Source organism: Citrobacter sp. wls619, assembly GCF_005281345.1.
GTDB lineage: Bacteria > Pseudomonadota > Gammaproteobacteria > Enterobacterales > Enterobacteriaceae > Citrobacter.
This window is the reverse complement of record NZ_SZXJ01000045.1, coordinates 1-24,089: the sequence shown is the minus strand read 5'-3', so window position 1 is coordinate 24,089 and position 24,089 is coordinate 1. Positions and strand designations below refer to the sequence as shown.

Genomic DNA, 24,089 nt, shown 5'->3' with positions numbered 1-24,089 from the left:
TTGATGGAGAATCGTGAGAAAAACTAACGCATCTCAGCGCGAACACGCTCAAGATCTTCAGCGGTATCAACCCCTGTGCCAGGAACTTCCTTAGCCACGGCGACGTGAATTTTTTCGCCATACCACAGCACACGCAGTTGCTCCAGCATTTCAATATGCTCAAGCGGACTCGGCTGCCAGTTTACATAACGGCGAATGAATCCGGCGCGATAACCGTAAATGCCCAGGTGACGCAGGAAGGTATCGCCCACCGTTTCGAGGCTTTTGGCAAAACGGTCGCGATCCCATGGGATCGTCGCACGGGAAAAATAGAGTGCATAGCCTTCGGCATCCAGCACAACTTTTACCGCATTCGGATTAAACGCTTCTTCCGCACTATGAATGGGAGCTGCCAGCGTCGCCATTCCAACCTGACGTTGCGCCAGATTTTCTGCCACCTGACGAATAATGACCGCCGGGATCATCGGCTCATCACCCTGTACGTTCACGATAACGGTATCATCGCTAAAACTACATTTTTCGACAACTTCCGCCAGGCGCTCCGTACCGGACTGGTGATCGGCGCGGGTCATGCACACTTCGCCCCCCACCGCTTCTACCGCACGAGCGACATCTTCATGATCGGTGGCAACAATAATACGCTCAGCGCCAGATTCACGCGCTCGCTCCAGCACATGCACAATCATGGGCTTGCCGTTGATATCCAGCAGCGGCTTACCCGGCAAACGCGTGGACGCATAACGCGCAGGAATAATGACCACAAAACTCATGATTTACTCTCATCAGCAGTCAGAACACGAGCTTCGGTTTCCAGCAAAACGGGAATGCCATCGCGCAGTGGGAAAGCAAGGTTATCCAGTTTACAAATCAGTTCCTGTTTTTCCTGGTTAAACCAGAGTTTTCCATTGCATACCGGGCAGGCAATGATTTCAAGCAGACGATGATCCATAGTTCCTCCAGATGGACCGGATTGTGAATCCGTAAATATTAACATAATCAATTAAGAGGCTGGGTCTATTTCCCAACCGTGCCGAGAGTCAGCAAATAAACCGTCCGGGCAATTCCCCAATGTCACTCGCGTCGCCTGCTGCCAGCGAGCAAAATCACTGATGGCCTGGAGCAAGCCTTTTTGCAGCGTCACCCCGGACCTAACGCCATCTTGTAACCACAGTGAAATGACTTCCAGTACACCGGTTTTACGGTGCATTTTGGCATCTATACGTCCAACCAACTGGCCACGATGCAGCAGAGGTAAGACAAAATAGCCGTACTGACGTTTGGTCGCTGGCGTATAGCATTCCAGTCGGTAGCTAAAATCAAACAGCTGTTCAGCTCGTTTACGATCCCAGACCACCGGATCAAACGGGGATAAAACAGCGCTGTGAGTGGCAGTCAACTTTCCTGCCAGAGCAAGTTCCAGTTGCGGCTGAAGGTTGCTATGCAGCCACAGGGTACCCAGCCCTTCTACATCAACAGGAATTATATGTCGCTGTTCCCTTCGCATATCACACCAGTTTTTTAACGCCGGACGTTTCAGTCGGTAGTAGTCTGCCAACCACTGCTCACGGAAAATACCCAAACTACGAGCGCTATTATCCAGCATCACAATTTCGGCTTCATCCTGCGATAGCCGGTCACGCTCGTCATCCCAATGAGGCATGACGCGCTGCGTTAAATCATACACTCGCTGAAAATTACGCCGCTCCACCACCATCACTTTCCCGGATGTAAAAAGCCCTTCCAGATGACGCTTATGCGGCTTCCATTCCCACCAGCCGCTGGAGCCCTTACGAGGATGCTCAAAATCGGCTGAACGAACCGGCCCGTTATGTTGGATGTGCTGGAGCAGTTGCTCAATTTCATGTGCATGTTCTTTCATCCACGCCGCTTTATATTTCCAGCCCATTTTCTCCGGGGCCAGCATGCGGTGGCGTATCAGCGTAAAGTCGCTGCGCGGTAAAAAACAGGCTTCATGCGCCCAATACTCCATCAGTTCGCCCCGCAGTAAGGCGTCATCGAGCCATTGGGGGGAATAGTCGCCCAAACGACTAAACAACACCAGATAGGGACTGCGCGCGACAATGTTGATGGTATCGATTTGCAATAGGGACATGCGAGAAATGGTCGCCAGAATATCCGCCGGCGTTGCCCGACGACGTGTTTTTTTCAGCAGACCTTGTGCAGCAAGGTGAAGATGACGGGCATCCGTCAAAGAAAGGTGCGGCAACGACATTTATGGCCTCATAAATGATCCGCTGCCGCAGCTTGAATCGGTTAGCGAGTCAGCGAGATTAAGCTATTCAGCAACGCATCAGGCAGTTCGCCTGACAGATGTGCGTCAACGGGTAAATACCACCAGTTATCATCAGCAAATGCGCGGCATTTGACGGCATCTTTTTCCGTCATCACCAGCGATTGTCCTTCGGCTAACAACGCACTGACGTCACTGTAGGTCAGAGACTGATGGTCCGCCAGCGCGACACATTTTTGTGGCCTGGCACCACATGCCTCAAGCGTGGCAAAAAAACGGGGTGGATGGCCGATACCCGCCATGGCAACAATATCAGACAGTTGCGCGACATCGCGGCGTTCACCGGTACGTAAATTAACGGCCAGCCCCGGCTCAAGATGCATGGGAATTTCACCCGGTCGCGCAACGCCGCCATTAACGATCGTGGCATCCACCGATTTCAGCCGACCAGCACGCTCACGCATTGGACCCGCAGGGAGCCACCAGCCGTTACCAAACCGACGCACACCGTCAATCACCACGATTTCCACATCACGTGCCAGACGATAGTGCTGTAACCCATCGTCTGTCACAATAATCTGCACGTCATGGTGAGCAAGGATTGCTTTTACCGCATCCGATCTGACCGGAGATACCGCTACGGGTACGCCGGTACGTTGAAAGATAAGCACAGGCTCATCACCCGCTTCTGCAGTAGTGGTGTCTGCCGTTAGCAATAGCGGATAAGTCGCTGCTTTCCCGCCATAGCCGCGAGACACTACGCCCACACGAATACCGCGTTGCTGCAGCTGTTCAACCAGCCAGATGACTACTGGTGTTTTACCATTGCCGCCTGCTGTCAGATTACCGACTACCACCACCGGTACTGGCGCACGCCATGCACGTTTAAGCCCAAGCTTGTAGCATAGACGAATCCCGCCACTCACCAGACCATACAGCCAGGAAAGTGGCAGTAATAATCGCCATAACGGCGATTCACCGGACCAGATACGTGCGATCATTGACCAAATTGCATTTTATGTAATTGTGCATAAACCCCACGCTGCTCAAGCAGTTCGCTGTGGGTTCCGCGCTCAACAATCAGCCCGTCTTCCACCACGATGATCTCGTCTGCCTGTTCAATGGTAGAAAGGCGGTGGGCAATAACCAGAGAAGTACGGTTTTTCTGTAGCTCATCAAGTGCAGACTGAATCGCGCGTTCAGATTCGGTATCCAGCGCCGACGTAGCTTCATCGAGGATAAGGATCGGACTGTCGCGCAGCAAAGCGCGAGCAATGGCGATACGCTGGCGCTGACCACCTGAAAGCAGCACGCCGTTTTCGCCAATCACCGTATCCAGACCATCATCCATCTTGTTGATGAAATCCATGGCGTAGGCCATCTGTGCGGCTTTTTCGATCTGCTCACGGCTATACATATCGGTACGTGCGTAGGCGATATTGTTGGCAACCGTATCATTGAACAGGTGAACGTTCTGCGATACCAGCGCCACCTGATCGCGCAGAGATGACAGGGTGTATTCACGCAGGTCGTGCCCATCCATCAGAATCTGCCCTTCATCGATATCGTAGAAGCGCGTGATCAGGCTGGCAATAGTAGATTTACCAGAACCGGAACGTCCAACCAGGGCAACGGTTTTGCCCGCCGGAATATTCAGGTTGATGTTACGTAACGCAGGAATGTCACGGCCCGGGTAGGTAAAGGTGACATTACGGAACTCCAGATCGCCGGAAGCGCGCTCAATGACGCGTTTACCTTCATCTTTCTCTTGTTCGCTATCCAGAATCGTAAATAAGGTCTGGCATGCCGCCATACCGCGCTGGAACTGGGCATTGACGTTAGTCAGTGACTTCAGCGGGCGCATCAGGGCGATCATTGAAGAGAAGACAACGGTGATTGTCCCTGCCGTCAGGTTTTCCATCACGCTTGGGAAACTGGCCGCATATAACACGAAGGCCAGAGCCAGAGAAGCGATCAACTGGATGATAGGATCGGAGATAGAAGAGGCAGAAACCATCTTCATACCCTGCAAACGCATCTTGTTGCTGACTTTGTCAAAACGCTTGGTTTCAACGTCCTGACCACCAAAAATCAATACCTCTTTGTGGCCTTTCAGCATCTGCTCTGCGCTGGTGGTAACCTGCCCCATGGTGTTTTGCATGTTTTTACTGATGCTACGAAAACGCTTGGAGACCACACGAATGGCCACCGACACGATAGGCGCCAGCACAATCAGGATCAATGACAGCTGCCAACTGTAGTAGAACATCATGATAAACAGGCCAATAATTGAGGCCCCTTCACGTACCACAGTGATCAATGCGCCGGAAGACGAAGACGCGACCTGCTCTGAATCATAGGTAATACGAGACAGCAGCGTACCAGTAGACTGTTTATCAAAAAAGGCGACAGGCATGCCCATCATATGACCAAACAGGCGGCGGCGCATGGTCATGACCACTTTGCCTGACACCCATGAAATACAGTAGCTGGAGACATAGCTCGTAATACCACGAACTATCATCAGCCCAATGACCACCAGCGGCATCCACAGCAGCACAGAGCGATCGGTTTTACCAAAACCATCATCCAGTAATGGCTTGAGGAGCGATAACATGAAGGTATCGCTGGCCGCGTTAAGGACTAACGCTATACCCGCCACGATCAGACCCGATTTAAAAGGCGCTATGGTTGGCCATAGTCGGCGAAACGTCTGCCACGTAGAGAGATCTTTATCGTTATGCATTCAAAAAACCAGCATTTGTTAGAATAGCCGCATATTCTACCCGTTATCCTCCACCACGCCAAACCACTGATGATACCAACGGGGTAAAATCTGATCCCGTAAGCTGCGTATTCGCCAACTTTTTTGATAAATATCCAGCGTGATTTGCCCCTGGTGGGGTGTGTCCAGCCACTGATAATTTTGTTGCCGGTAACGCTGTCGGACTTTCCATGACGGTAGACGCCAGGCATTGTAGCGGGATGCTGAGGCTATTGCGGCCTGTCCGCCAACGCGTTGCATCAGCGCCAGTGAGGATGACGTGTTACTCCCATGGTGTGGAACCTGCACAAACGTAGCCTGCAGATGCTGCCAGTAGTGACTTAGCATTTTTTGTTCAGCGGGGGATTCAATATCTCCGGTCAGAAGAATACTCTGATGTCCGTCATCCACCTTTACCACACAGGAATGGTTATTCCCCTGCTCTTTATTTCCACTGACTGGCCAATGTGCGCTAAATGTTAATCCCTGCCATTGCCAGCGTTCCCCGCGAAAACAAGGGAGATGCCCTTTCCAACCCAACGGACTTCTGATCCACAGCGACGGCCAGGCTTGCTGTAGCGATTGCAACCCTCCCCGGTGATCCAAATGTTCATGGCTTAGAATTACCCCTTGCGGTTCCAGATTGTGCCAACGTAGCCAGGGAATGATCAACTGCTGCGCACTATCGCCCTCGGGCCAGGCCAACCCGGTATCATAGAGAATCGCTTTGCCATTACGGGCAATCACTATTGCCAGCCCCTGCCCTACATCCAGCATATGTACCTGCCACAAATCAGCGCGGGGTGTTCTCCAGAACGGTCCACTCAATAACAAAAGCCCGGTAAAACAGGCAACCGGCAGCGTTTTCCAGGCATTTAATCGCCATGCAATAAGCATCAGCCATGGGGACAGTGCAAGCCATTGCCAACGCGCATCAATGTTGAGCCATCCTTCCGGTAAGCTATTGAGTCCCCAAAATAACAGCGCCAGAGAACGGTCGGCAAGATACCACAGCCCTGCCTCAATCATCACCTGACCGGTTAAATGCACGACCATACCCGCTAATATCAGAGGAACTGAAACAAATGTGACCAGCGGTACCGCAAATAAATTGGCCAGGAATGCGCTCAGGCTAACACCGTGAAATAATGCGATTTGGACAGGCAGAAGCAGTACCGTAATTCCCAGTTGAAGATGAGCAAGCGTCAGCACTGCACGTCCGATACGCGAGAGCGGCCAGTACGGCATCGGCATCCACTGATACCAGAATATCAGCACCGCTACGGCGAAAGCAGACAACCACAGGCTTTGTGAAAGCACCGCGACCGGATCGACTACCACAATTGCTGCCAGGCAGGTAATCCAGACTGCCCAGCCACTCCACTGCCTGCCGCTTAGTTTTAGTCCCCCCCATACCATTAGCGCGGTGACCGTGCGTAATGCCGGTGGCTGCAGCCCCGTCAGCCAGGCATAAAATACAGCGCAGAGCACGCCCCCGACTAGCGGAGCCTGCCAGCAGATCCAGCGTGCCGGCATAAAAAATTGTCCACCGCGTATCAGTCCGCCAGCGAGGAGTGCGGCAAAAGCAATATGCAGCCCGGAAATGGCCATCAAATGTGCGGTTCCGGTATCACGCATTATATTTTTTACCGCCTGCGATACGGACAAACGTTCCCCCATCCCCAGTCCCAGTATGACTTGCTGCCAGGGATAGGCGGCAAGCGTGGTTTTTAGCGAGGAGAGATAACGTGCACGCAGACTGCATTGCGGCGTAATCACTGAGGCCTGCAGAAAACGCCCCGTCAGCGGCTGATGCTGTGCCAATGCATAGCGCTGGCTATCAAATCCACCTTCATTCAGTTGTCCATGCACAGCGCGAACTTTCAGCGTCATCGCCCATGTCTGACCTGCGCAAACATCGCCGGGTAAGTACTGCCCATACAGGACGACGCCAACGGCAGGAAATATCCGTCTCCCCTGAAGGTGTGTAATCTGACCGTAGTGCGTGGTCATATTGTCAGTCCCGGTTATTTGAACGATAGCCTGCTGCGTTTTGGCCGGGAGCGTATCACCAGCCCAGATAACCTCTTTCGCTGCCAGTATTCCCCACAGGAAAAACACCAGGACTAATCCGGCGTAATGCATATATCGATGAGGAATGAGACAGAGCAGACACGCCAGACCAAATACAAAGCTGACACACAGCATGTCGGGTAATACGGGTAATATCGTCAGCGGGAGAATGCCGCATAACGCACACATACTGATTGTTGTTATTTTCATATAACACCTCCCTGTGGCAGGGAGTGTGCAGGACAACTCAGCGAATGTCTGGCAACTGTTTACCGATAAACGAGGTGCATTCCGCTGTTATTTAACTGCGGATGTAACATACAACCAGGTTGGGAGAGAGATTCCAGTACAGAGAGGTAAAAATGAAAAAAGCACCCATACAGGTGCTTTTCTCGGAGCTAAGTCTTGCTGAGGACTTAACCGTAAATATTGGCGCGATCGCGCAATTCTTTACCCGGTTTAAAGTGCGGAACATATTTTCCTTCCAGATCCACTTTATCGCCAGTCTTCGGATTACGTCCGGTGCGTGGTGCGCGGTAATGCAAAGAAAAACTACCGAAACCGCGGATTTCAATACGCTCGCCCTGCGCAAGAGTCGAGGCCATATGTTCCAGCATCTCTTTTACTGCATCTTCAACCGCTTTCGCGGGAATATGAGGTTGCTGGGTTGCAAGTCTTTCAATCAATTCTGACTTGGTCATGATTCCTCCGGTTCCTTAAAGGCAAAATTAGCTGCTGCATTGATTAAGGGCGGCCGTAGCCGCCCTTTGTCATTGATTACAGGACGAATCCTGTAATCTGTCAAGCTACTCGTCACCCTTTGTGCTGTTAATAGCACAAAGGATTATACCCGTCATACTTCAAGTTGCATGTGCGTTGGCTACGCTCGTTCACCCCAATCACTTACTGAAGTAAACTCCAGGGGATTCGCTCCCTTGCCGCCTTCCTGCAACTCGAATTATTTAGGGTATAGAGTACTCGATATTACTCGCCTTTAGCTGCTTTGAAAGCTTCAGCCATTGCGTTGTTAGAGAAGTTTGCATCTTCCTGTTTGTTAACAGTTGCGATTGCATCTTTCTCATCAGCTTCGTCTTTAGCACGAACAGACAGGCTGATTGCACGGTTCTTACGATCAACGCCAGTGAATTTAGCTTCAACGTCGTCGCCTACGCTCAGAACCAGAGTTGCATCTTCAACGCGGTCACGTGAAGCTTCAGAAGCGCGCAGGTAACCTTCAACGCCGTCAGCCAGTTCTACGGTTGCGCCTTTAGCGTCAACTGCAGTGACTTTACCGTTTACGATTGCGCCTTTCTTGTTCAGTGCAACCCAGTTGTTGAACGGATCTTCTGCGAGCTGTTTAACGCCCAGAGAGATACGCTCACGTTCTGCATCAACCTGCAGAACAACTGCTGCGATTTCGTCGCCTTTTTTGTATTCACGTACTGCTTCTTCGCCTGCAACGTTCCAGGAGATGTCAGACAGGTGAACCAGGCCGTCGATGCCGCCGTCCAGGCCGATGAAGATACCGAAGTCAGTGATAGACTTGATTTTACCTTCAACACGGTCGCCCTTGTTGTGGGTTTCCGCGAACTGCTGCCATGGGTTGTTTTTGCACTGCTTCAGACCCAGGGAGATACGACGACGTTCTTCGTCGATATCCAGAACCATAACTTCCACTACATCGCCAACGTTAACAACTTTGGACGGGTGGATGTTTTTGTTGGTCCAATCCATTTCGGAAACGTGAACCAGGCCTTCAACGCCTTCTTCGATTTCAACGAAGCAGCCGTAGTCGGTCAGGTTGGTCACGCGACCAGTCAGTTTGGTACCTTCCGGATAACGCTTAGCGATAGCTACCCATGGATCTTCGCCCAGCTGTTTCAGGCCCAGAGATACACGAGTACGCTCGCGGTCGAACTTCAGCACTTTAACAGTGATTTCGTCGCCAACGTTTACGATTTCGCTCGGATGCTTAACGCGTTTCCATGCCATGTCGGTGATGTGCAGCAGGCCGTCAACGCCACCCAGATCAACGAATGCACCGTAGTCAGTGAGGTTCTTAACGATACCTTTAACTTCCATGCCTTCCTGCAGGTTTTCCAGCAGCTGATCGCGTTCTGCGCTGTTTTCGGATTCGATAACGGCACGACGGGAAACAACAACGTTGTTACGCTTCTGATCCAGCTTGATTACTTTGAATTCAAGCTCTTTGCCTTCCAGGTGCAGCGTGTCGCGGACCGGACGAACGTCTACCAGGGAACCCGGCAGGAACGCGCGAATACCATTCAGCTCAACAGTGAAGCCACCCTTGACTTTGCCATTGATAACACCAGTAACGGTTGCAGCTTCTTCGTAAGCTTTTTCCAGCGTGATCCAAGCTTCGTGACGTTTAGCTTTTTCACGGGACAGCAGGGTTTCGCCGAAGCCGTCTTCTACTGCATCCAGAGCAACGTCAACTTCGTCACCAACCTGGATTTCCAGCTCGCCCTGGGCGTTTTTGAACTGCTCTGCCGGGATGGCGGACTCAGATTTCAGACCGGCGTCAACCAGTACTACGTCTTTGTCGATAGCAACAACAACACCACGAACGATGGAACCCGGGCGGGTTTCGATTTCTTTTAAGGATTCTTCAAACAGTTGAGCAAAAGATTCAGTCATGTTTAATCTTCAGGTTTCATATTTAACGTCCACCTGGCTCCATGCCGGATGGGGTTGTTTAACATACCCGCTGTCAATCCATTGCAACGGGGGTACTGCAAATTCGGTCGCACTTATGCGAGAGCCAGTTTTTGGCGCGCGTATTGTAACGCTTTTTCAATCACTTGCTCAATGCTTAATCGGGTTGAATCCAAAACTAAAGCATCAGCAGCGGGAACCAGCGGCGCTACAGCACGGTTGCGATCACGATCATCGCGTTCTTCGATCTCGGCCAAAAGGCGTTCAAAGTTAACACTAAAGCCCTTCTCCTGCAACTGTAGCATACGTCGATGCGCACGTTCTTGCGAGGAGGCGTCCAGAAAAATTTTCACCGGCGCATCCGGGAACACCACGGTTCCCATATCGCGTCCGTCGGCGATCAGGCCTGGCGCTTCGCGGAAGGCTCGCTGGCGGCGTAAAAGCGCTTCGCGCACACGGGGAAATGCAGCCACCTGGGATGCGGCATTTGCCACTTCCTGAGTGCGGATTTCACCACTGACATCTTCGCCTTCCAGGATAACTTCCAGATTGCCGTCTGTTGAGATAAAACGCACATCCAGATGCGACGCAAGCGGTACCAGAGCATCTTCAGAAGTCACATCAACATGATGATGCAACGCCGCAAGAGCCAGTACACGGTAGATCGCGCCTGAATCTAACAGATGCCACTGCAATGCTTCCGCCATTGCCTTGCACAAGGTGCCTTTACCTGCACCACTTGGGCCATCAATGGTAATAACCGGGGCAATTGCCGTCATCTTTTTCTCCTTAAACGGGCATACGTTAACGTGAACGCCGCGCATTATACGCGCCAACGTCTACGAACGTTATCTTTGTGTGAAAAATACAGACTCATTGAAGCTGAGTGTAGAATAAATGGGCAATCGGAGATGTCAGAATGTGCCGCACCCGAAAGTGCGGCAATAAAATCAGGCAGGTGTACTAATACGAGCCAGCTGTTCGAAGTAATCCGGGAAGGTTTTCGCGGTACATTTTGGGTCAAGAATAGTCACCGGCGTGTCAGACAGCGCCACCAGCGAGAAACACATCGCCATACGGTGATCGTTGTAGGTCGCGATGTCCGCAAATTGCAATGTTGCAGGCGGGGTGATGCGTATAAAATCATGCCCCTCTTCCACTTCCGCGCCCACTTTGCGTAACTCCGTCGCCATCGCGAACAGACGATCGGTCTCTTTGACGCGCCAGTTGTAGATATTACGTAATGTCGTGGTGCCTTTCGCAAACAGCGCCGCCGTTGCAATGGTCATCGCCGCATCAGGAATATGGTTCATATCCATACCCACTGCGTTCAACTCGCCGTGAGTACAGGCAATAAAATCGTCGCCCCATGTAATGGTCGCACCCATTTTCTCCAGTACATCGGCAAAACGAATATCACCCTGCATGCTGTTGCGGCCAATCCCGGTAACTTTTACCGTACCACCTTTAATGGCGCCCGCCGCGAGGAAATAGGAAGCGGAAGAAGCATCGCCTTCAACCAGGTATGCACCCGGTGACTGATACTGCTGCTGCCCCTTCACGACAAAGCGCTGGTAGTTTTGATTTTCAATTTCAACACCAAACGTTTTCATCAGGTTCAGTGTGATATCAATGTAAGGTTTGGATACCAGGTCACCTTTAATTGCGATCGTCGTATCCTGCGGCGCCAGCGGCGCAGTCATCAGCAGCGCAGTGAGGAACTGGCTGGAAACGCTACCGTCTACCTCAACCTGGCCTCCGGTAAAGCCACCGCGCAGACGTAAAGGTGGATAGTTTTCCTGCTCCAGGTATTCAATATTCGCTCCGCCCTGGCGCAGTGCGTCAACCAGGTGGCCAATCGGGCGCTCCTTCATGCGCGGTTCACCCGTCAACACGATATCATTGCTGCCCAGGCACAGAGCGGCGGCCAGCGGGCGCATTGCGGTTCCGGCGTTGCCAAGGAACAGCTCTACAGCGCCTTCGGCATGCAGCGGACCACCATTCCCCGTAATTTCACAGCGGGTACGATCGGCCGAAAGGGTATAGCTAATCCCCAACGCATTAAGCGCATTCAGCATATGGCGGACATCATCACTGTCCAGCAGGTTTGTCAGGACAGTGGTGCCATTTGCTAATGCAGCCAGCAGCAAAGCGCGGTTAGAAACACTTTTGGAACCAGGTAGATTGATGGTGCCATCCACCCGCGCAATGGGTTGTAACGTCAGGGATTCCATGAAACTCAACTCTCAAAAACAGACATAAAAACCCCACAGGCTGGCTGTGGGGATGAAAAGTACAGCAGATTAGCCGCGGCGACGCTCGAAATCGACCATGAAATCGGTCAGTGCTTTTACGCCTTCCAGCGGCATAGCATTGTAGATGGACGCACGCATACCGCCGACCACACGATGCCCTTTCAGCGCGTGCAGGCCCGCAGCAAAAGACTCTTCCAGGAAGAGTTTATCGAGCGCGCTGTCAGCCAACTGGAACGGGACGTTCATACGTGAACGGTTCGACTTCGCCACATCGTTGCGGTAGAAATCGCTGTTATCAATCACGCCGTACAGCAGTTCTGCTTTTTGCTGGTTAATTTTATCCATTGCGCTGACACCGCCCTGTTTTTTCAGCCATTTAAAGACCAGGCCTGACAGATACCAGGCAAAGGTCGGTGGCGTGTTAAACATGGAGTCGTTGTCATTCAGTACGGTATAGTCAAGGATCGACGGGCAAGACACGTGGGCTTTGCCCAGTAAATCTTCGCGTACGATGACAATGGTCAGCCCCGCAGGACCAATATTTTTCTGCGCCCCGGCATAGATAACGCCATAGCGGCTAACATCAAGCGGCGCGGAAAGAATGGTAGAAGACAGATCCGCCGTCACCACCACATTGCTGGCAAAATTCGGCGTTTCATCAATCGCGATACCGTCGATGGTTTCGTTCGGGCAATAGTGCAGATACGCCGCGTTGTCAGAAAGCTGCCATTCGCTCATCGGCTTCACAGCGCGCAGGCCGTCAACGGTGACTTTGGCATCAATAACGTTTGGCGTGCAGTATTTTTTCGCTTCTTTAATTGCACTGGCGGCCCAATAACCGGCATCGACGTAATCCGCGGTGGTTTTATCACCCAGAATATTTAACGGGATACCCGCGAACTGCCCGCGACCACCGCCATGGCAGAACAACACTTTATAGTTGGAGGGGATACTGAGAAGATCGCGAAAATCCTGCTCCGCTTCCTCTGCAACCTGGATAAACTCTTTGCCTCGGTGGCTAATTTCCATCACCGACGTGCCAAGACCGTTCCAGTCACAAAGATCCTGTTGAGCCAGTTTAAGTACTTCCGCCGGAAGCATTGCCGGACCTGAACTAAAATTGAAGACCTGAGCCATTTCCCCTCACCACGTTGTGTTGTTATCCAATCAACATCCTGTCGTTTACGATAATTCCTGTGACAGACATTGGTATAAGTTATTCCTGTGGATATCGGTTTTATCATTCAGTGACACGCGCCGCAATGGGTAAAACTGGCCAGGGCAAAAATGAGCGATGCGTCACACAACAGAATCTATCGGATTGACGGATAAAAACCGAGATTTTCGCTATCAGGAGGTGCGTTTTGCCCAGCCGACCTGCGACCATTCTGGTTTTGCATAGCGCAGAGATATATAAAGAAAGAAGCTCCCCTTCCCTTCAGCAGATAGTCCGCAGACATTCGACTGGACACGCTACGGTGTGAATCAAAGGCTTTATTTACGCCGAGGCTCCGGCGGCGATAGCGCCATTCATTGAAAACCCGTATCATTGCGCGCTTTCCGTACGACAAAAGTGATTTTCATGACGCAAACATTTATCCCCGGCAAAGATGCCGCACTGGAAGATTCCATCGCTCGCTTCCAGCAAAAATTACTCGACCTCGGTTTTCAAATTGAAGAAGCCTCATGGTTGAACCCCGTTCCTAACGTCTGGTCTGTACATATTCGCGACAAAGAATGCGCGCTGTGCTTTACCAACGGTAAAGGTGCGACGAAAAAAGCGGCGCTGGCCTCCGCACTGGGCGAATATTTTGAGCGTCTGTCCACGAATTACTTCTTTGCGGATTTCTGGCTGGGCGAAACCATCGCTAACGGCCCGTTCGTACATTACCCGAACGAAAAATGGTTCCCACTGACTGAAGATGATGACGTACCTGAAGGTTTGCTGGATGCGCGTCTGCGTGCATTCTACGATCCAGACAATGAACTGACCGGTAGCATGCTTATCGATCTGCAATCCGGCAATGAAGAACGCGGCGTTTGCGGCCTGCCGTTTACCCGTCAGTCAGATAATCAGACCGTTTACATTCCGATGAACATTATCGGTAACCTGTACGTATCTAACGGTATGTCTGCGGGTAACACACCGAATGAAGCCCGCGTTCAGGGGCTGTCTGAAGTTTTTGAGCGCTATGTGAAGAACCGCATTATCGCGGAAAGCATCAGCCTGCCGGAAATTCCGGCTGAAGTGATGGCGCGTTACCCGGCAGTCGTTGAATCCATTGCAAAGCTGGAAGCCGAAGGATTCCCAATCTTCGCGTACGACGGCTCGCTGGGCGGCAAATACCCGGTTATCTGCGTTGTCCTGTTCAACCCGGCTAACGGCACCTGTTTTGCCTCTTTCGGCGCGCACCCGGATTTCGGTGTTGCACTGGAGCGTACCGTCACGGAACTGTTGCAGGGCCGAGGTCTGAAAGATCTTGACGTCTTCACTCCCCCAACATTCGACGATGAAGAAGTGGCTGAGCACACTAACCTCGAAACGCACTTCATCGATTCCAGCGGTCTGATTTCCTGGGATCTGTTCAAGCAGGATGCCGATTACCCGTTCGTTGACTGGAATTTCTCCGGTACAACGGAAGAAGAGTTCGCCACCCTGATGGCGATCTTCAAAGCGGAAGATAAAGAAGTCTACATAGCCGACTACGAGCATCTGAGCGTTTACGCTTGCCGCATTATCGTCCCGGGCATGTCTGACATCTACCCAGCAGAAGATTTGTGGTTAGCCAACAACAGCATGGGAGCGCACCTGCGTGAGACCATTCTCTCTCTGCCAGGCAGCGAATGGGAAAAAGAAGACTACCTCAACCTGCTCGAACAGCTGGATGAAGAAGGATTTGACGACTTCACTCGCGTACGTGAGCTGCTGGGTTTGGCGACCGGTGCGGATAATGGCTGGTATACCCTGCGCATTGGCGAGCTCAAAGTAATGCTGGCTCTGGCGGGAGGTGACCTTGAGCAGGCACTGATCTGGACGGAGTGGACGATGGAATTTAACGCATCCGTCTTTAGTGCTGAACGCGCAAACTATTATCGTTGCCTGCAAACTCTGCTGCTGTTGTCACAGGAAGAGGACCGCCAGCCGCTGCAGTATCTTAACGCATTTGTTCGTATGTACGGTGCAGAGGCAGTTGAAGCAGCAAGTGCTGCAATGAGCGGAGAAGCGCCATTCTACGGATTACAAACGGTTGATAGCGATCTGCAGGCTTTCCCGGCACATCAGTCTCTGTTGAAAGCCTATGAGAAGCTGCAACGCGCGAAAGCGGCACACTGGTCAAAATAGTGGCAAACAGCCCGCGTTGAGTAGGCTAAACGTATTGTCTGGGCTATATTACGGGGCGCTTTAAGCGCCCTGTTTTTTATTTTTGTCTACTCAAAAATAAATGTAAAGGCAAGGTTAAATATTAGTAGTTGATATTAAAAATTTTGGTTTATTAATATCGCTATTTATCTCAATTACTCCATTTTAATTAACCGTCCACCTGGAGGCATAAAGAAAAAATTCAACTCACTTTATAATTTTTAAAATTTATTTTTATATGGATAATCAACAAGTTACACCGTAATTGCATAAAAACCATGCGTCTTACGGGCCTATAAGCCAGGCGAGATATGATCTATATCAAATTCTCATCTATAATGCTTTGTTAGTATCTCGTCGCCGACTTAATAAAGAGAGAGTTAGTGTGAAAGCTGACAACCCTTTTGATCTTATACTTCCTGCTGCTATGGCCAAAGTTGCCGAAGAAGCAGGCGTCTATAAAGCAACGAAACATCCGCTTAAGACGTTCTATCTGGCAATTACTGCCGGTGTGTTCATTTCAATTGCCTTTGTTTTCTATATCACTGCCACAACCGGTACCGGCACAATGCCTTTCGGCATGGCAAAGTTGGTGGGTGGTATCTGCTTTTCCCTGGGGCTGATCCTTTGCGTTGTCTGCGGCGCTGACCTCTTCACTTCAACCGTACTGATTGTCGTCGCTAAAGCCAGTGGTCGTATTACCTGGGGTCAGTTAGCGAAGAACTGGCTTAACGTTTATGTCGGTAACCTGATTGGTGCGCTGATCTTTGTGTTACTCATGTGGCTTTCTGGCGAGTATATGACCGCCAACGGCGCGTGGGGACTCAACGTCCTGCAAACTGCCGACCACAAAGTGCACCATACTTTTGTTGAAGCTGTAAGCCTGGGTATTCTGGCTAACCTAATGGTGTGTCTGGCCGTCTGGATGAGCTACTCTGGTCGCAGCCTGATGGACAAAGCGTTTATCATGGTATTACCGGTCGCAATGTTTGTTGCCAGCGGTTTTGAGCACAGTATCGCAAACATGTTTATGATCCCTATGGGTATCGTAATACGCGATTTCGCCACCCCGGAATTCTGGACCGCTGTCGGTTCTTCTCCGGAGAATTTTTCTCACCTGACCGTGATGAATTTCATCACCGATAACCTGATTCCGGTTACGATCGGTAACATTATCGGCGGCGGTTTGTTGGTCGGGTTGACATACTGGGTCATTTATCTGCGTGGTAACGATCATCATTAATCTGTTGATGCTCATTACACGCAGTAAATAAAAAATCCACTTAAGAAGGTAGGTGTTACATGTCCGAGCTTAATGAAAAGTTAGCCACAGCCTGGGAAGGTTTTACCAAAGGTGATTGGCAGAATGAAGTAAACGTCCGTGACTTCATTCAGAAAAACTACACTCCGTATGAGGGTGACGAGTCCTTCCTGGCTGGCGCAACTGAAGCGACCACTGCACTGTGGGACAGCGTAATGGAAGGCGTTAAACAGGAAAACCGCACTCACGCGCCTGTTGACTTTGACACCTCCGTTGCTTCTACCATCACTTCTCACGACGCTGGCTACATCAACAAAGCGCTCGAGAAAATTGTTGGTCTGCAGACTGAAGCTCCGCTGAAACGTGCGATTATCCCGTTTGGCGGTATCAAAATGGTTGAAGGTTCCTGCAAAGCGTACAATCGCGAACTGGACCCGATGCTGAAAAAAATCTTCACCGAATACCGTAAAACCCACAACCAGGGTGTATTCGATGTTTATACCAAAGACATTCTGAACTGCCGTAAATCCGGTGTTCTGACTGGTCTGCCAGATGCGTATGGCCGTGGCCGTATCATCGGTGACTACCGTCGCGTTGCGCTGTACGGTATCGACTACCTGATGAAAGACAAATACGCTCAGTTCGTCTCTCTGCAATCAGACCTGGAAAATGGCGTAAACCTGGAAGCGACTATCCGTCTGCGTGAAGAAATCGCTGAACAGCACCGCGCTCTGGGTCAGATCAAAGAAATGGCGGCTAAATATGGCTGCGATATCTCTGGTCCGGCTACCAACGCTCAGGAAGCTATCCAGTGGACTTACTTCGGCTACCTGGCCGCGGTTAAATCTCAGAACGGTGCAGCAATGTCCTTCGGTCGCGTATCCACCTTCCTGGATGCTTACATCGAACGTGATATCAAAGCGGGCAAAATCACCGAGCAAGACGCTCAGGAAATGATTGACCACCTGGTCATGAAACTGCGTATGGTTCGTTTCCTGCGTACTCCTGAATATGATGAACTGTTCTCCGGTGACCCGATTTGGGCAACTGAATCTATCGGTGGTATGGGCGTTGACGGCCGTACTCTGGTTACCAAAAACAGCTTCCGCTTCCTGAACACCCTGTACACCATGGGTCCTTCTCCGGAGCCGAACATCACTGTTCTGTGGTCTGAAAAACTGCCTCTGAACTTCAAGAAATTCGCCGCTAAAGTGTCCATCGACACCTCTTCTCTGCAGTACGAGAACGATGACCTGATGCGTCCGGACTTCAACAACGACGACTACGCTATCGCTTGCTGCGTAAGCCCAATGGTTGTTGGTAAACAAATGCAGTTCTTCGGTGCGCGTGCAAACCTGGCGAAAACCATGCTGTACGCAATCAACGGCGGCGTTGATGAAAAACTGAAAATGCAGGTTGGTCCTAAATCTGAACCGATCAAAGGCGACGTTCTGAACTTCGACGAAGTTATGGACCGCATGGATCACTTCATGGACTGGCTGGCTAAACAGTACGTCACTGCACTGAACGTTATCCACTACATGCACGACAAGTACAGCTACGAAGCCTCTCTGATGGCGCTGCACGACCGTGACGTTATCCGCACCATGGCGTGTGGTATCGCTGGTCTGTCCGTTGCTGCTGACTCCCTGTCTGCAATCAAATATGCGAAAGTTAAACCGATTCGTGACGAAGACGGCCTGGCTGTTGACTTCGAAATCGAAGGCGAATACCCGCAGTTCGGTAACAACGACTCTCGCGTAGATGACATGGCGGTTGACCTGGTAGAACGTTTCATGAAGAAAATTCAGAAACTGACTACTTACCGTAACGCTATCCCGACTCAGTCTGTTCTGACCATCACTTCTAACGTTGTGTATGGTAAGAAAACTGGTAACACCCCAGATGGTCGTCGTGCTGGCGCGCCGTTCGGACCGGGTGCTAACCCAATGCACGGCCGTGACCAGAAAGGTGCTGTTGCCTCTCTGACCTCCGTAGCTAAACTGCCGTTTGCTTACGCGAAAGATGGTATCTCTTACACCTTCTCTATCGTTCCGAACGCTCTGGGTAAAGACGACGAAGTTCGTAAGACCAACCTGGCTGGTCTGATGGATGGTTACTTCCACCATGAAGCGTCCATTGAAGGTGGTCAGCACCTGAACGTGAACGTCATGAACCGTGAAATGCTGCTGGATGCGATGGAACATCCGGAAAAATATCCGCAGCTGACCATCCGTGTTTCTGGCTACGCAGTACGTTTTAACTCCCTGACTAAAGAACAGCAGCAGGACGTTATTACTCGTACCTTCACTCAGACCATGTAATTGGTTTTGACTGAAATCGTACTTTAAAAAGCGTACAATAAAGGCTCCACGTAAGTGGGGCCTTTTTAATAGCCTGCTTTGTCAGCTATCTATACTTATATACTCGATGGATTTCGAGTTGCATTGAGGCAGCAACGGAGTGAATCCCCTGGAGCGTACAGGAGTACGTGACTGGGGTGAGCGAAGGAAGCTAACAAAGATGCAGCTTGAAAGACGAAAAGTATGGATAGCAGCCAAAACAGACTCGACACAGTTAATAACTGTGCACTAACACTGGCCCCGGATGGGCCACACCTGGAGAAACACCGCAATGTCAGTTATTGGTCGCATTCACTCCTTTGAATCCTGTGGCACTGTTGATGGCCCGGGCATCCGCTTTATTACCTTCTTTCAGGGCTGCCTGATGCGCTGCCTGTATTGCCACAACCGTGACACATGGGATACGCACGGCGGTAAAGAAGTCACCGTCGATGAATTAATGAAAGAAGTCGTGACCTATCGTCACTTTATGAACGCATCCGGTGGTGGCGTAACAGCATCCGGCGGAGAGGCTATTCTGCAAGCTGAATTCGTCCGTGACTGGTTCCGTGCCTGTAAGAAAGAAGGTATTCATACCTGTCTTGATACTAACGGTTTTGTCCGCCGCTACGACCCGGTGATTGATGAGTTGCTGGAAGTGACCGATCTGGTGATGCTCGATCTGAAACAGATGAACGACGAGATCCACCAGAACCTGGTCGGCGTGTCTAACCATCGCACACTGGAGTTTGCCCGTTACCTGTCCAACAAAGATATCAAGGTGTGGATCCGCTATGTTGTCGTACCTGGCTGGTCCGATGATGATGATTCAGCGCACCGTTTGGGCGAATTTACCCGTGATATGGGCAATGTCGAAAAAATTGAACTGCTGCCATATCACGAGTTGGGTAAACACAAATGGGTGGCGATGGGTGAAGAATACAAACTGGATGGCGTGAAGCCGCCGAAAAAAGAGACCATGGAACGCGTCAAAGGCATCCTTGAGCAGTATGGTCACAAAGTGATGTACTAAGTCTTGTGGTGGGTAACGGACCTGTTACCCACCCTATTCCCCTTAACGCCCTCTTCTTGCCAGCAGCGGGAAAATCAATCCCAGTCCAACCAGCACAAACGGCGTCACGATGTTCAGCGTGAGCTGGAATGTCCACTCTGGAGTAAAGGCTTCCATTTTCGGAAAGATCCCCGTGAGGCAGGCAAACGCAGTAAACGCAAAACACCAAATTCCCACGGTCATCGCAAGCGTTCGGTTACGAATGAAGACATATTCCGGTTTATATTTCTGCGCCAGACGAATAACGGCAATAAATGCCACAAACACCCACAGATAGCGCAGAGGCATCACCACTGAATTCAGATTCAGTAGCCATTTATACAAATTGTTCATGTCACCGATACCCAGCGTTGGCAACATAATCAAAATGGCCACCAGCACCAGTGTCAGAATATAGCCATTCACCGGTGTACCAGAGGCATTGGTTTTACACAGGCTTTCAGGAATATATTTGCGATCGGCATCGCCCAGTAAAACTTTAAGCGGCGCATCAATAGAAAACACCAACGCCGCAATTTGACCTAACGTGTTGGCAACGGCATAAATAACCATCAATGTGTTACCCATGCCGTAATACTCCCCGAGCTTCTGGAAAGCGTAATACTGGCCATTAGTCATTAAGTCATCAGGAATATGCTGAGAGTCAAACATCATCCCCATTGCCAGAGAACCCAGGATTGCACACACCGCCACCATAACCGCCAGAACTAACATCCCTTTCGGGAACTCTTTGCCAGGGTTACGCGTCTGGTTAACGTATGGAGAGATTTTCTCTGCGCCACCGACCGCAAAGACCAGCATCGAGATCGTTGTGATATAGGTAAAATCGATATGCGGGATAAAAGATTCCCAGGTGATATTGGTTGTGGCGATCTGCACATCAGTAATCGCCGGAGCGGTGACGGCCATTACGACATACAGAATGGACATCACAAACATCGCGATCCCCGCAACCGATCCAACGATTTTAAGCGATTTCATGCCACGGGATGCAACCCACATGAAAAAGACAAACAGCGCTAACGTCAGCCCCTGCAACGCCACCACGGTGTACTCTTTAATCAGCGAACCATCGCCTTTCAGCGCCCATCCCAGAGCAATCAGAATAGCCTGTGGCTTTTGCGCCAGATAAGGGATATGCACCACCCAATAGGTCCACGCGGCGAGATAAGCCAGTCCCGGTCCCATTGTGTGTTTAATCCAGGTACTAACCCCACCTTTACCATCTTTAAACGTGGAGCCAAGTTGTCCGACAATCAGTGCATAAGGGATAAAATAGAGGGCGAAAATAAATATCCATGAAGAGACAACCACTAATCCCTGATTAGCATAGTTGTTTACAACATTACCGAATCCCCATACGGTAATAAAAGACATCAATGCGATGTTGTACCACCGCAATTGTTTTTCCTGCACACTTGCCATTGGCGATCCTTCGTAGACGCTATTTTTGATAATCAATAAATGAAGCGAGGGATTATGCGCGGTAAAATGGACAAGCGGAAACGGCAGGATGTAAAACTATAATCTTCTGCACATTTTATTTTCAGGAAAGAATAGCGATGATCAAATAAAACAGGCTCCCATAAAGTATACATAAACAGCATGTATGGGAACCTGTTTTTATCCTGTTAAATCAGATCAGATATGTGCCACAGAATTCGGGGTATGCCCTGTCTTACGCAGCAGCATCAGTAAATAAATAAACGATACGCTGGCAATCATGATAAACAGTAAACTGTCAGAATAATTTTGCATCAGCATTGCGGTAAATGACGGCCCAAGCAGGCTACCCACGGTATAGCTTAATAACAATGCCTGGTTCATAGCGACCAACTGATGATGTTCTACTTTCTCGCAGGCCCAGGCCATCGCAACCGGATAAAGAGTGAAACCTGCCGCGCCCAGCATAAACAATGCAGGTGCCATCGCCGCCTGATTCAGCATAGCGATACTCCCGACGATCACTACAAAGACCTGGACGCGCAAAACCAGCAGACGACCTAACTTATCGGCCAGACGACCAATTGGCCATTGTCCCAGAATACCTGCACTGACCAGTACCGCCATCCAGAAACCAATGCTGGCATTGCTGGCGCCCTGATGGTTGAGGTACAGCGGCATCAGGCCATACAGCGACCCCAGCACAATCCCGGAGATAATGCAGCCATTAACCCCCAGACGAGCCTGGCGAAGCTTCAGCATAGAGACAATGGGGGTTGACTGTTGTTCATCACCCTGCTGATTCACAATGCGGGTAAAGAGCAGCGGTAATACCCCTGCAAGAATAGTGCCGGTCACCCACGGCAGAACATTCATTAATTCTGTCGAGACTTTACTGACCAATAATTGACCTAAAAATGTCCCCACGTAATAGACCATCATATAGGCGGCAAGTAAGCGTCCGCGGTTACGCGACGTCCCGCTGCACATCAACGCGCTTTCCACCACCACCCAGATCATGGCACAACCGATACCCGCAATAAAACGCCAGGTCATCCAGCTCCAAAAACCTACCATGACGCCCAGCCCGACACAGCCCGCGGCAAAAATAAGCGAAGCGATGTAATAGCTGCGGTTAAAACCGAGGTGTTTAATTAAGTACCCGGTCAGTAACGTCCCAACCAGATTTCCGGTGAAATAAGACGAACTGACCACTCCTACCTGCCAGGTTGGCAGATTTTCATGGGCGAGCCAAAGCGGGACGAGCGTGTTTAACACGGCGATCGCCAGGGTCAACAGAAGCAGCCCGCACAGCAATAGCATGACGGGACGGGTATAGGTGGACATGAATAAAAACCGTGAGGAAGTTCAAATTTCATGCGCATCATGCCACTGCAAAAAACATTGTCAATCGGCGCAATCAGGGGCCTGAGGCGCTTTCAGGAGGATCGATTCGTATTACTGATTCTTAACGCGGATTGATAAAAAATGGGAAAATACATCTATTTGTTTTAATTGATCTAAAACAAAATTGCCCCGCTACGTTCAGTCGAAAAAATTCATGGATAATCGGCATCTTTTATTTGTGGGATGACCGTATTAACGCCTTATCCGACCTACACATTCAGCACTGTAATGTGCAGGCCGGGCAAGCGCGATGCCATTCGGCATTTTCAGGTTAGCTGGCGACCGCCATGCCGACGGTCATATGCAGACCATAGAACACGCCGCGGCCAATCAGCTCACCGACTAACAGCAGAATAAACGCGACGGACAGCATCGGTATTGCCGGCTGGTAGCCTTTCACCTGCGGAACAATCCAGCAGCACAACGCTAAAGCCAGTGCCACAATCCGCCATGCCATCAGCGAACCGTAATCGGGCACCAGCGCAGATGCCTGCTGAATTGAGCTGTGGATTGTCGCCAGCTCGGCCCCCTGCATCACGGACATGATGCCGCTCACGACCAGCGCAAGCACTGAAATAGCAGGCAGCAGTCGCATCGCCCAGCCGTCAATTCCGGCAATGCGTAGTAGCAGATATCCCAGCAGCGGCCCTCCCATGAACAACGTCAGGAAGAATCCAATCGGCGTCCAGACACTATACCAGGTAGGCACCGTATCAATAGTGTTATATACGCGCACCATCATCCAGACAAAAACGACGCCCAGCACCATGGTGAGAACTAACCACAGATTGCGTAATGCTGGCGACATTTTTTTCAACACCGCCAGTAGCCAGCCAAGACCACCAACGGCAAAGAAGAGCGAGCCGCTGGCGATTTCGTTACTCAGCGCGGAAGAGCCGACACGGTTGAGGGAGTTAAACGCCCGCATCGGTGAGCCCAGATGAAGCATGGAAGCAATAAAACCGATGCCCATCAATACCCACAGGCCAAACATGCAGGCAATCACACGCTGTTGTGAATCAGGGCGTAAGTCCCCTTTCATCAGCGCCAGCGCCAGAACGATAAAGCCACCAACCACACACTGCCCGAAAACAGTGAAGATCATCAGCGGCCATTCATGCCATCCACTTCCCATCTTACACCTCCTTCGGATTCGCCAGATAACCCGTGGTATCCCCGGTCGG

18 protein-coding genes are annotated in these 24,089 nt (G+C 50.8%); 4 read left to right on the top strand and 14 right to left on the bottom strand.

The window, feature by feature from the left end; all coding sequences use genetic code 11:
- Window positions 1-23: 23 nt before the first annotated feature.
- The 11 genes from kdsB to serC form a co-directional block, all read right to left on the bottom strand.
- On the bottom strand, window positions 24-770 hold the full coding sequence (kdsB, locus tag FDX19_RS11650) for a 3-deoxy-manno-octulosonate cytidylyltransferase (protein ID WP_137382823.1): 747 nt from the start codon (window positions 768-770) through the stop codon (window positions 24-26).
- Window positions 767-949, bottom strand: a complete 183-nt coding sequence (gene ycaR / locus FDX19_RS11645; protein ID WP_003035793.1) for a protein YcaR — start codon at window positions 947-949, stop codon at window positions 767-769. Before ycaR ends, kdsB begins: the two co-directional genes overlap by 4 nt.
- A gap of 51 nt (window positions 950-1,000) precedes the next feature.
- Window positions 1,001-2,233, bottom strand: a complete 1,233-nt coding sequence (locus tag FDX19_RS11640) for a winged helix-turn-helix domain-containing protein (protein ID WP_137382822.1) — start codon at window positions 2,231-2,233, stop codon at window positions 1,001-1,003.
- Window positions 2,234-2,274: 41 nt separating this feature from the next.
- On the bottom strand, window positions 2,275-3,252 hold the full coding sequence (gene lpxK / locus FDX19_RS11635; protein ID WP_137382821.1) for a tetraacyldisaccharide 4'-kinase: 978 nt from the start codon (window positions 3,250-3,252) through the stop codon (window positions 2,275-2,277).
- On the bottom strand, window positions 3,249-4,997 hold the full coding sequence (msbA, locus tag FDX19_RS11630; protein WP_137382820.1) for a lipid A ABC transporter ATP-binding protein/permease MsbA: 1,749 nt from the start codon (window positions 4,995-4,997) through the stop codon (window positions 3,249-3,251). Before msbA ends, lpxK begins: the two co-directional genes overlap by 4 nt.
- Window positions 4,998-5,033: 36 nt before the next feature.
- Entirely contained in the window at window positions 5,034-7,298 is a 2,265-nt protein-coding gene (locus tag FDX19_RS11625) for a ComEC family protein (protein ID WP_137382819.1), read from the bottom strand.
- A gap of 206 nt (window positions 7,299-7,504) precedes the next feature.
- Window positions 7,505-7,789, bottom strand: coding sequence for an integration host factor subunit beta (ihfB, locus tag FDX19_RS11620; RefSeq protein ID WP_003035780.1), 285 nt, complete (start codon window positions 7,787-7,789; stop codon window positions 7,505-7,507).
- Window positions 7,790-8,072: 283 nt separating this feature from the next.
- Window positions 8,073-9,746 (bottom strand): 30S ribosomal protein S1, encoded by a 1,674-nt coding sequence (gene rpsA, locus FDX19_RS11615; RefSeq protein ID WP_003035776.1) that lies wholly within the window; start codon window positions 9,744-9,746, stop codon window positions 8,073-8,075.
- A 113-nt stretch (window positions 9,747-9,859) separates the two neighbouring features.
- Window positions 9,860-10,543 (bottom strand): (d)CMP kinase, encoded by a 684-nt coding sequence (gene cmk / locus FDX19_RS11610; protein WP_137382818.1) that lies wholly within the window; start codon window positions 10,541-10,543, stop codon window positions 9,860-9,862.
- A 171-nt stretch (window positions 10,544-10,714) separates the two neighbouring features.
- On the bottom strand, window positions 10,715-11,998 hold the full coding sequence (gene aroA, locus FDX19_RS11605; RefSeq protein ID WP_137382817.1) for a 3-phosphoshikimate 1-carboxyvinyltransferase: 1,284 nt from the start codon (window positions 11,996-11,998) through the stop codon (window positions 10,715-10,717).
- Window positions 11,999-12,067: 69 nt separating this feature from the next.
- The gene (serC, locus tag FDX19_RS11600) at window positions 12,068-13,156 is read right to left on the bottom strand and encodes a 3-phosphoserine/phosphohydroxythreonine transaminase (RefSeq protein WP_137382816.1); all 1,089 of its coding nucleotides are present in this window, start codon (window positions 13,154-13,156) and stop codon (window positions 12,068-12,070) included.
- Window positions 13,157-13,601: 445 nt separating this feature from the next.
- Here serC and ycaO point away from each other — a divergent pair, with 445 nt between their 5' ends.
- The 4 genes from ycaO (at window position 13,602) to pflA (ending at window position 20,016) form a co-directional block, all read left to right on the top strand.
- Window positions 13,602-15,362, top strand: a complete 1,761-nt coding sequence (gene ycaO / locus FDX19_RS11595) for a 30S ribosomal protein S12 methylthiotransferase accessory factor YcaO (protein WP_137382815.1) — start codon at window positions 13,602-13,604, stop codon at window positions 15,360-15,362.
- Window positions 15,363-15,765: 403 nt separating this feature from the next.
- Window positions 15,766-16,623 carry a formate transporter FocA gene (gene focA / locus FDX19_RS11590; protein WP_003831909.1) on the top strand — a complete coding sequence of 286 codons (858 nt, stop codon included), beginning with the start codon at window positions 15,766-15,768 and terminating at the stop codon, window positions 16,621-16,623.
- A gap of 59 nt (window positions 16,624-16,682) precedes the next feature.
- Window positions 16,683-18,965 carry a formate C-acetyltransferase gene (pflB, locus tag FDX19_RS11585; RefSeq protein ID WP_137382814.1) on the top strand — a complete coding sequence of 761 codons (2,283 nt, stop codon included), beginning with the start codon at window positions 16,683-16,685 and terminating at the stop codon, window positions 18,963-18,965.
- Window positions 18,966-19,275: 310 nt separating this feature from the next.
- The gene (gene pflA, locus FDX19_RS11580) at window positions 19,276-20,016 is read left to right on the top strand and encodes a pyruvate formate lyase 1-activating protein (protein ID WP_003035751.1); all 741 of its coding nucleotides are present in this window, start codon (window positions 19,276-19,278) and stop codon (window positions 20,014-20,016) included.
- A gap of 42 nt (window positions 20,017-20,058) precedes the next feature.
- On the opposite strand, the gene FDX19_RS11575 is transcribed toward pflA, so the two are convergent.
- From FDX19_RS11575 to FDX19_RS11565, 3 genes are all read right to left on the bottom strand, one after another.
- The gene (locus FDX19_RS11575; protein ID WP_137382813.1) at window positions 20,059-21,480 is read right to left on the bottom strand and encodes an amino acid permease; all 1,422 of its coding nucleotides are present in this window, start codon (window positions 21,478-21,480) and stop codon (window positions 20,059-20,061) included.
- A gap of 216 nt (window positions 21,481-21,696) precedes the next feature.
- A complete protein-coding gene (locus tag FDX19_RS11570; RefSeq protein ID WP_137382812.1) occupies window positions 21,697-22,845 on the bottom strand; it encodes an MFS transporter in 1,149 nt (382 codons plus the stop codon).
- Window positions 22,846-23,176: 331 nt separating this feature from the next.
- The gene (locus FDX19_RS11565; RefSeq protein ID WP_137382811.1) at window positions 23,177-24,040 is read right to left on the bottom strand and encodes a dimethyl sulfoxide reductase anchor subunit family protein; all 864 of its coding nucleotides are present in this window, start codon (window positions 24,038-24,040) and stop codon (window positions 23,177-23,179) included.
- Window positions 24,041-24,089 lie beyond the last annotated feature (49 nt).

What these genes read in the sequence shown, in the direction of transcription:
- kdsB (WP_137382823.1), bottom strand. Translation starts at nt 770, where the DNA reads ATGAGTTTTGTGGTCATTATTCCTGCGCGTTATGCGTCCACGCGTTTG.
- ycaR (WP_003035793.1), bottom strand. Translation starts at nt 949, where the DNA reads ATGGATCATCGTCTGCTTGAAATCATTGCCTGCCCGGTATGCAATGGA.
- FDX19_RS11640 (WP_137382822.1), bottom strand. Translation starts at nt 2,233, where the DNA reads ATGTCGTTGCCGCACCTTTCTTTGACGGATGCCCGTCATCTTCACCTT.
- lpxK (WP_137382821.1), bottom strand. Translation starts at nt 3,252, where the DNA reads ATGATCGCACGTATCTGGTCCGGTGAATCGCCGTTATGGCGATTATTA.
- msbA (WP_137382820.1), bottom strand. Translation starts at nt 4,997, where the DNA reads ATGCATAACGATAAAGATCTCTCTACGTGGCAGACGTTTCGCCGACTA.
- FDX19_RS11625 (WP_137382819.1), bottom strand. Translation starts at nt 7,298, where the DNA reads ATGAAAATAACAACAATCAGTATGTGTGCGTTATGCGGCATTCTCCCG.
- ihfB (WP_003035780.1), bottom strand. Translation starts at nt 7,789, where the DNA reads ATGACCAAGTCAGAATTGATTGAAAGACTTGCAACCCAGCAACCTCAT.
- rpsA (WP_003035776.1), bottom strand. Translation starts at nt 9,746, where the DNA reads ATGACTGAATCTTTTGCTCAACTGTTTGAAGAATCCTTAAAAGAAATC.
- cmk (WP_137382818.1), bottom strand. Translation starts at nt 10,543, where the DNA reads ATGACGGCAATTGCCCCGGTTATTACCATTGATGGCCCAAGTGGTGCA.
- aroA (WP_137382817.1), bottom strand. Translation starts at nt 11,998, where the DNA reads ATGGAATCCCTGACGTTACAACCCATTGCGCGGGTGGATGGCACCATC.
- serC (WP_137382816.1), bottom strand. Translation starts at nt 13,156, where the DNA reads ATGGCTCAGGTCTTCAATTTTAGTTCAGGTCCGGCAATGCTTCCGGCG.
- ycaO (WP_137382815.1), top strand. Translation starts at nt 13,602, where the DNA reads ATGACGCAAACATTTATCCCCGGCAAAGATGCCGCACTGGAAGATTCC.
- pflB (WP_137382814.1), top strand. Translation starts at nt 16,683, where the DNA reads ATGTCCGAGCTTAATGAAAAGTTAGCCACAGCCTGGGAAGGTTTTACC.
- pflA (WP_003035751.1), top strand. Translation starts at nt 19,276, where the DNA reads ATGTCAGTTATTGGTCGCATTCACTCCTTTGAATCCTGTGGCACTGTT.
- FDX19_RS11575 (WP_137382813.1), bottom strand. Translation starts at nt 21,480, where the DNA reads ATGGCAAGTGTGCAGGAAAAACAATTGCGGTGGTACAACATCGCATTG.
- FDX19_RS11570 (WP_137382812.1), bottom strand. Translation starts at nt 22,845, where the DNA reads ATGTCCACCTATACCCGTCCCGTCATGCTATTGCTGTGCGGGCTGCTT.
- FDX19_RS11565 (WP_137382811.1), bottom strand. Translation starts at nt 24,040, where the DNA reads ATGGGAAGTGGATGGCATGAATGGCCGCTGATGATCTTCACTGTTTTC.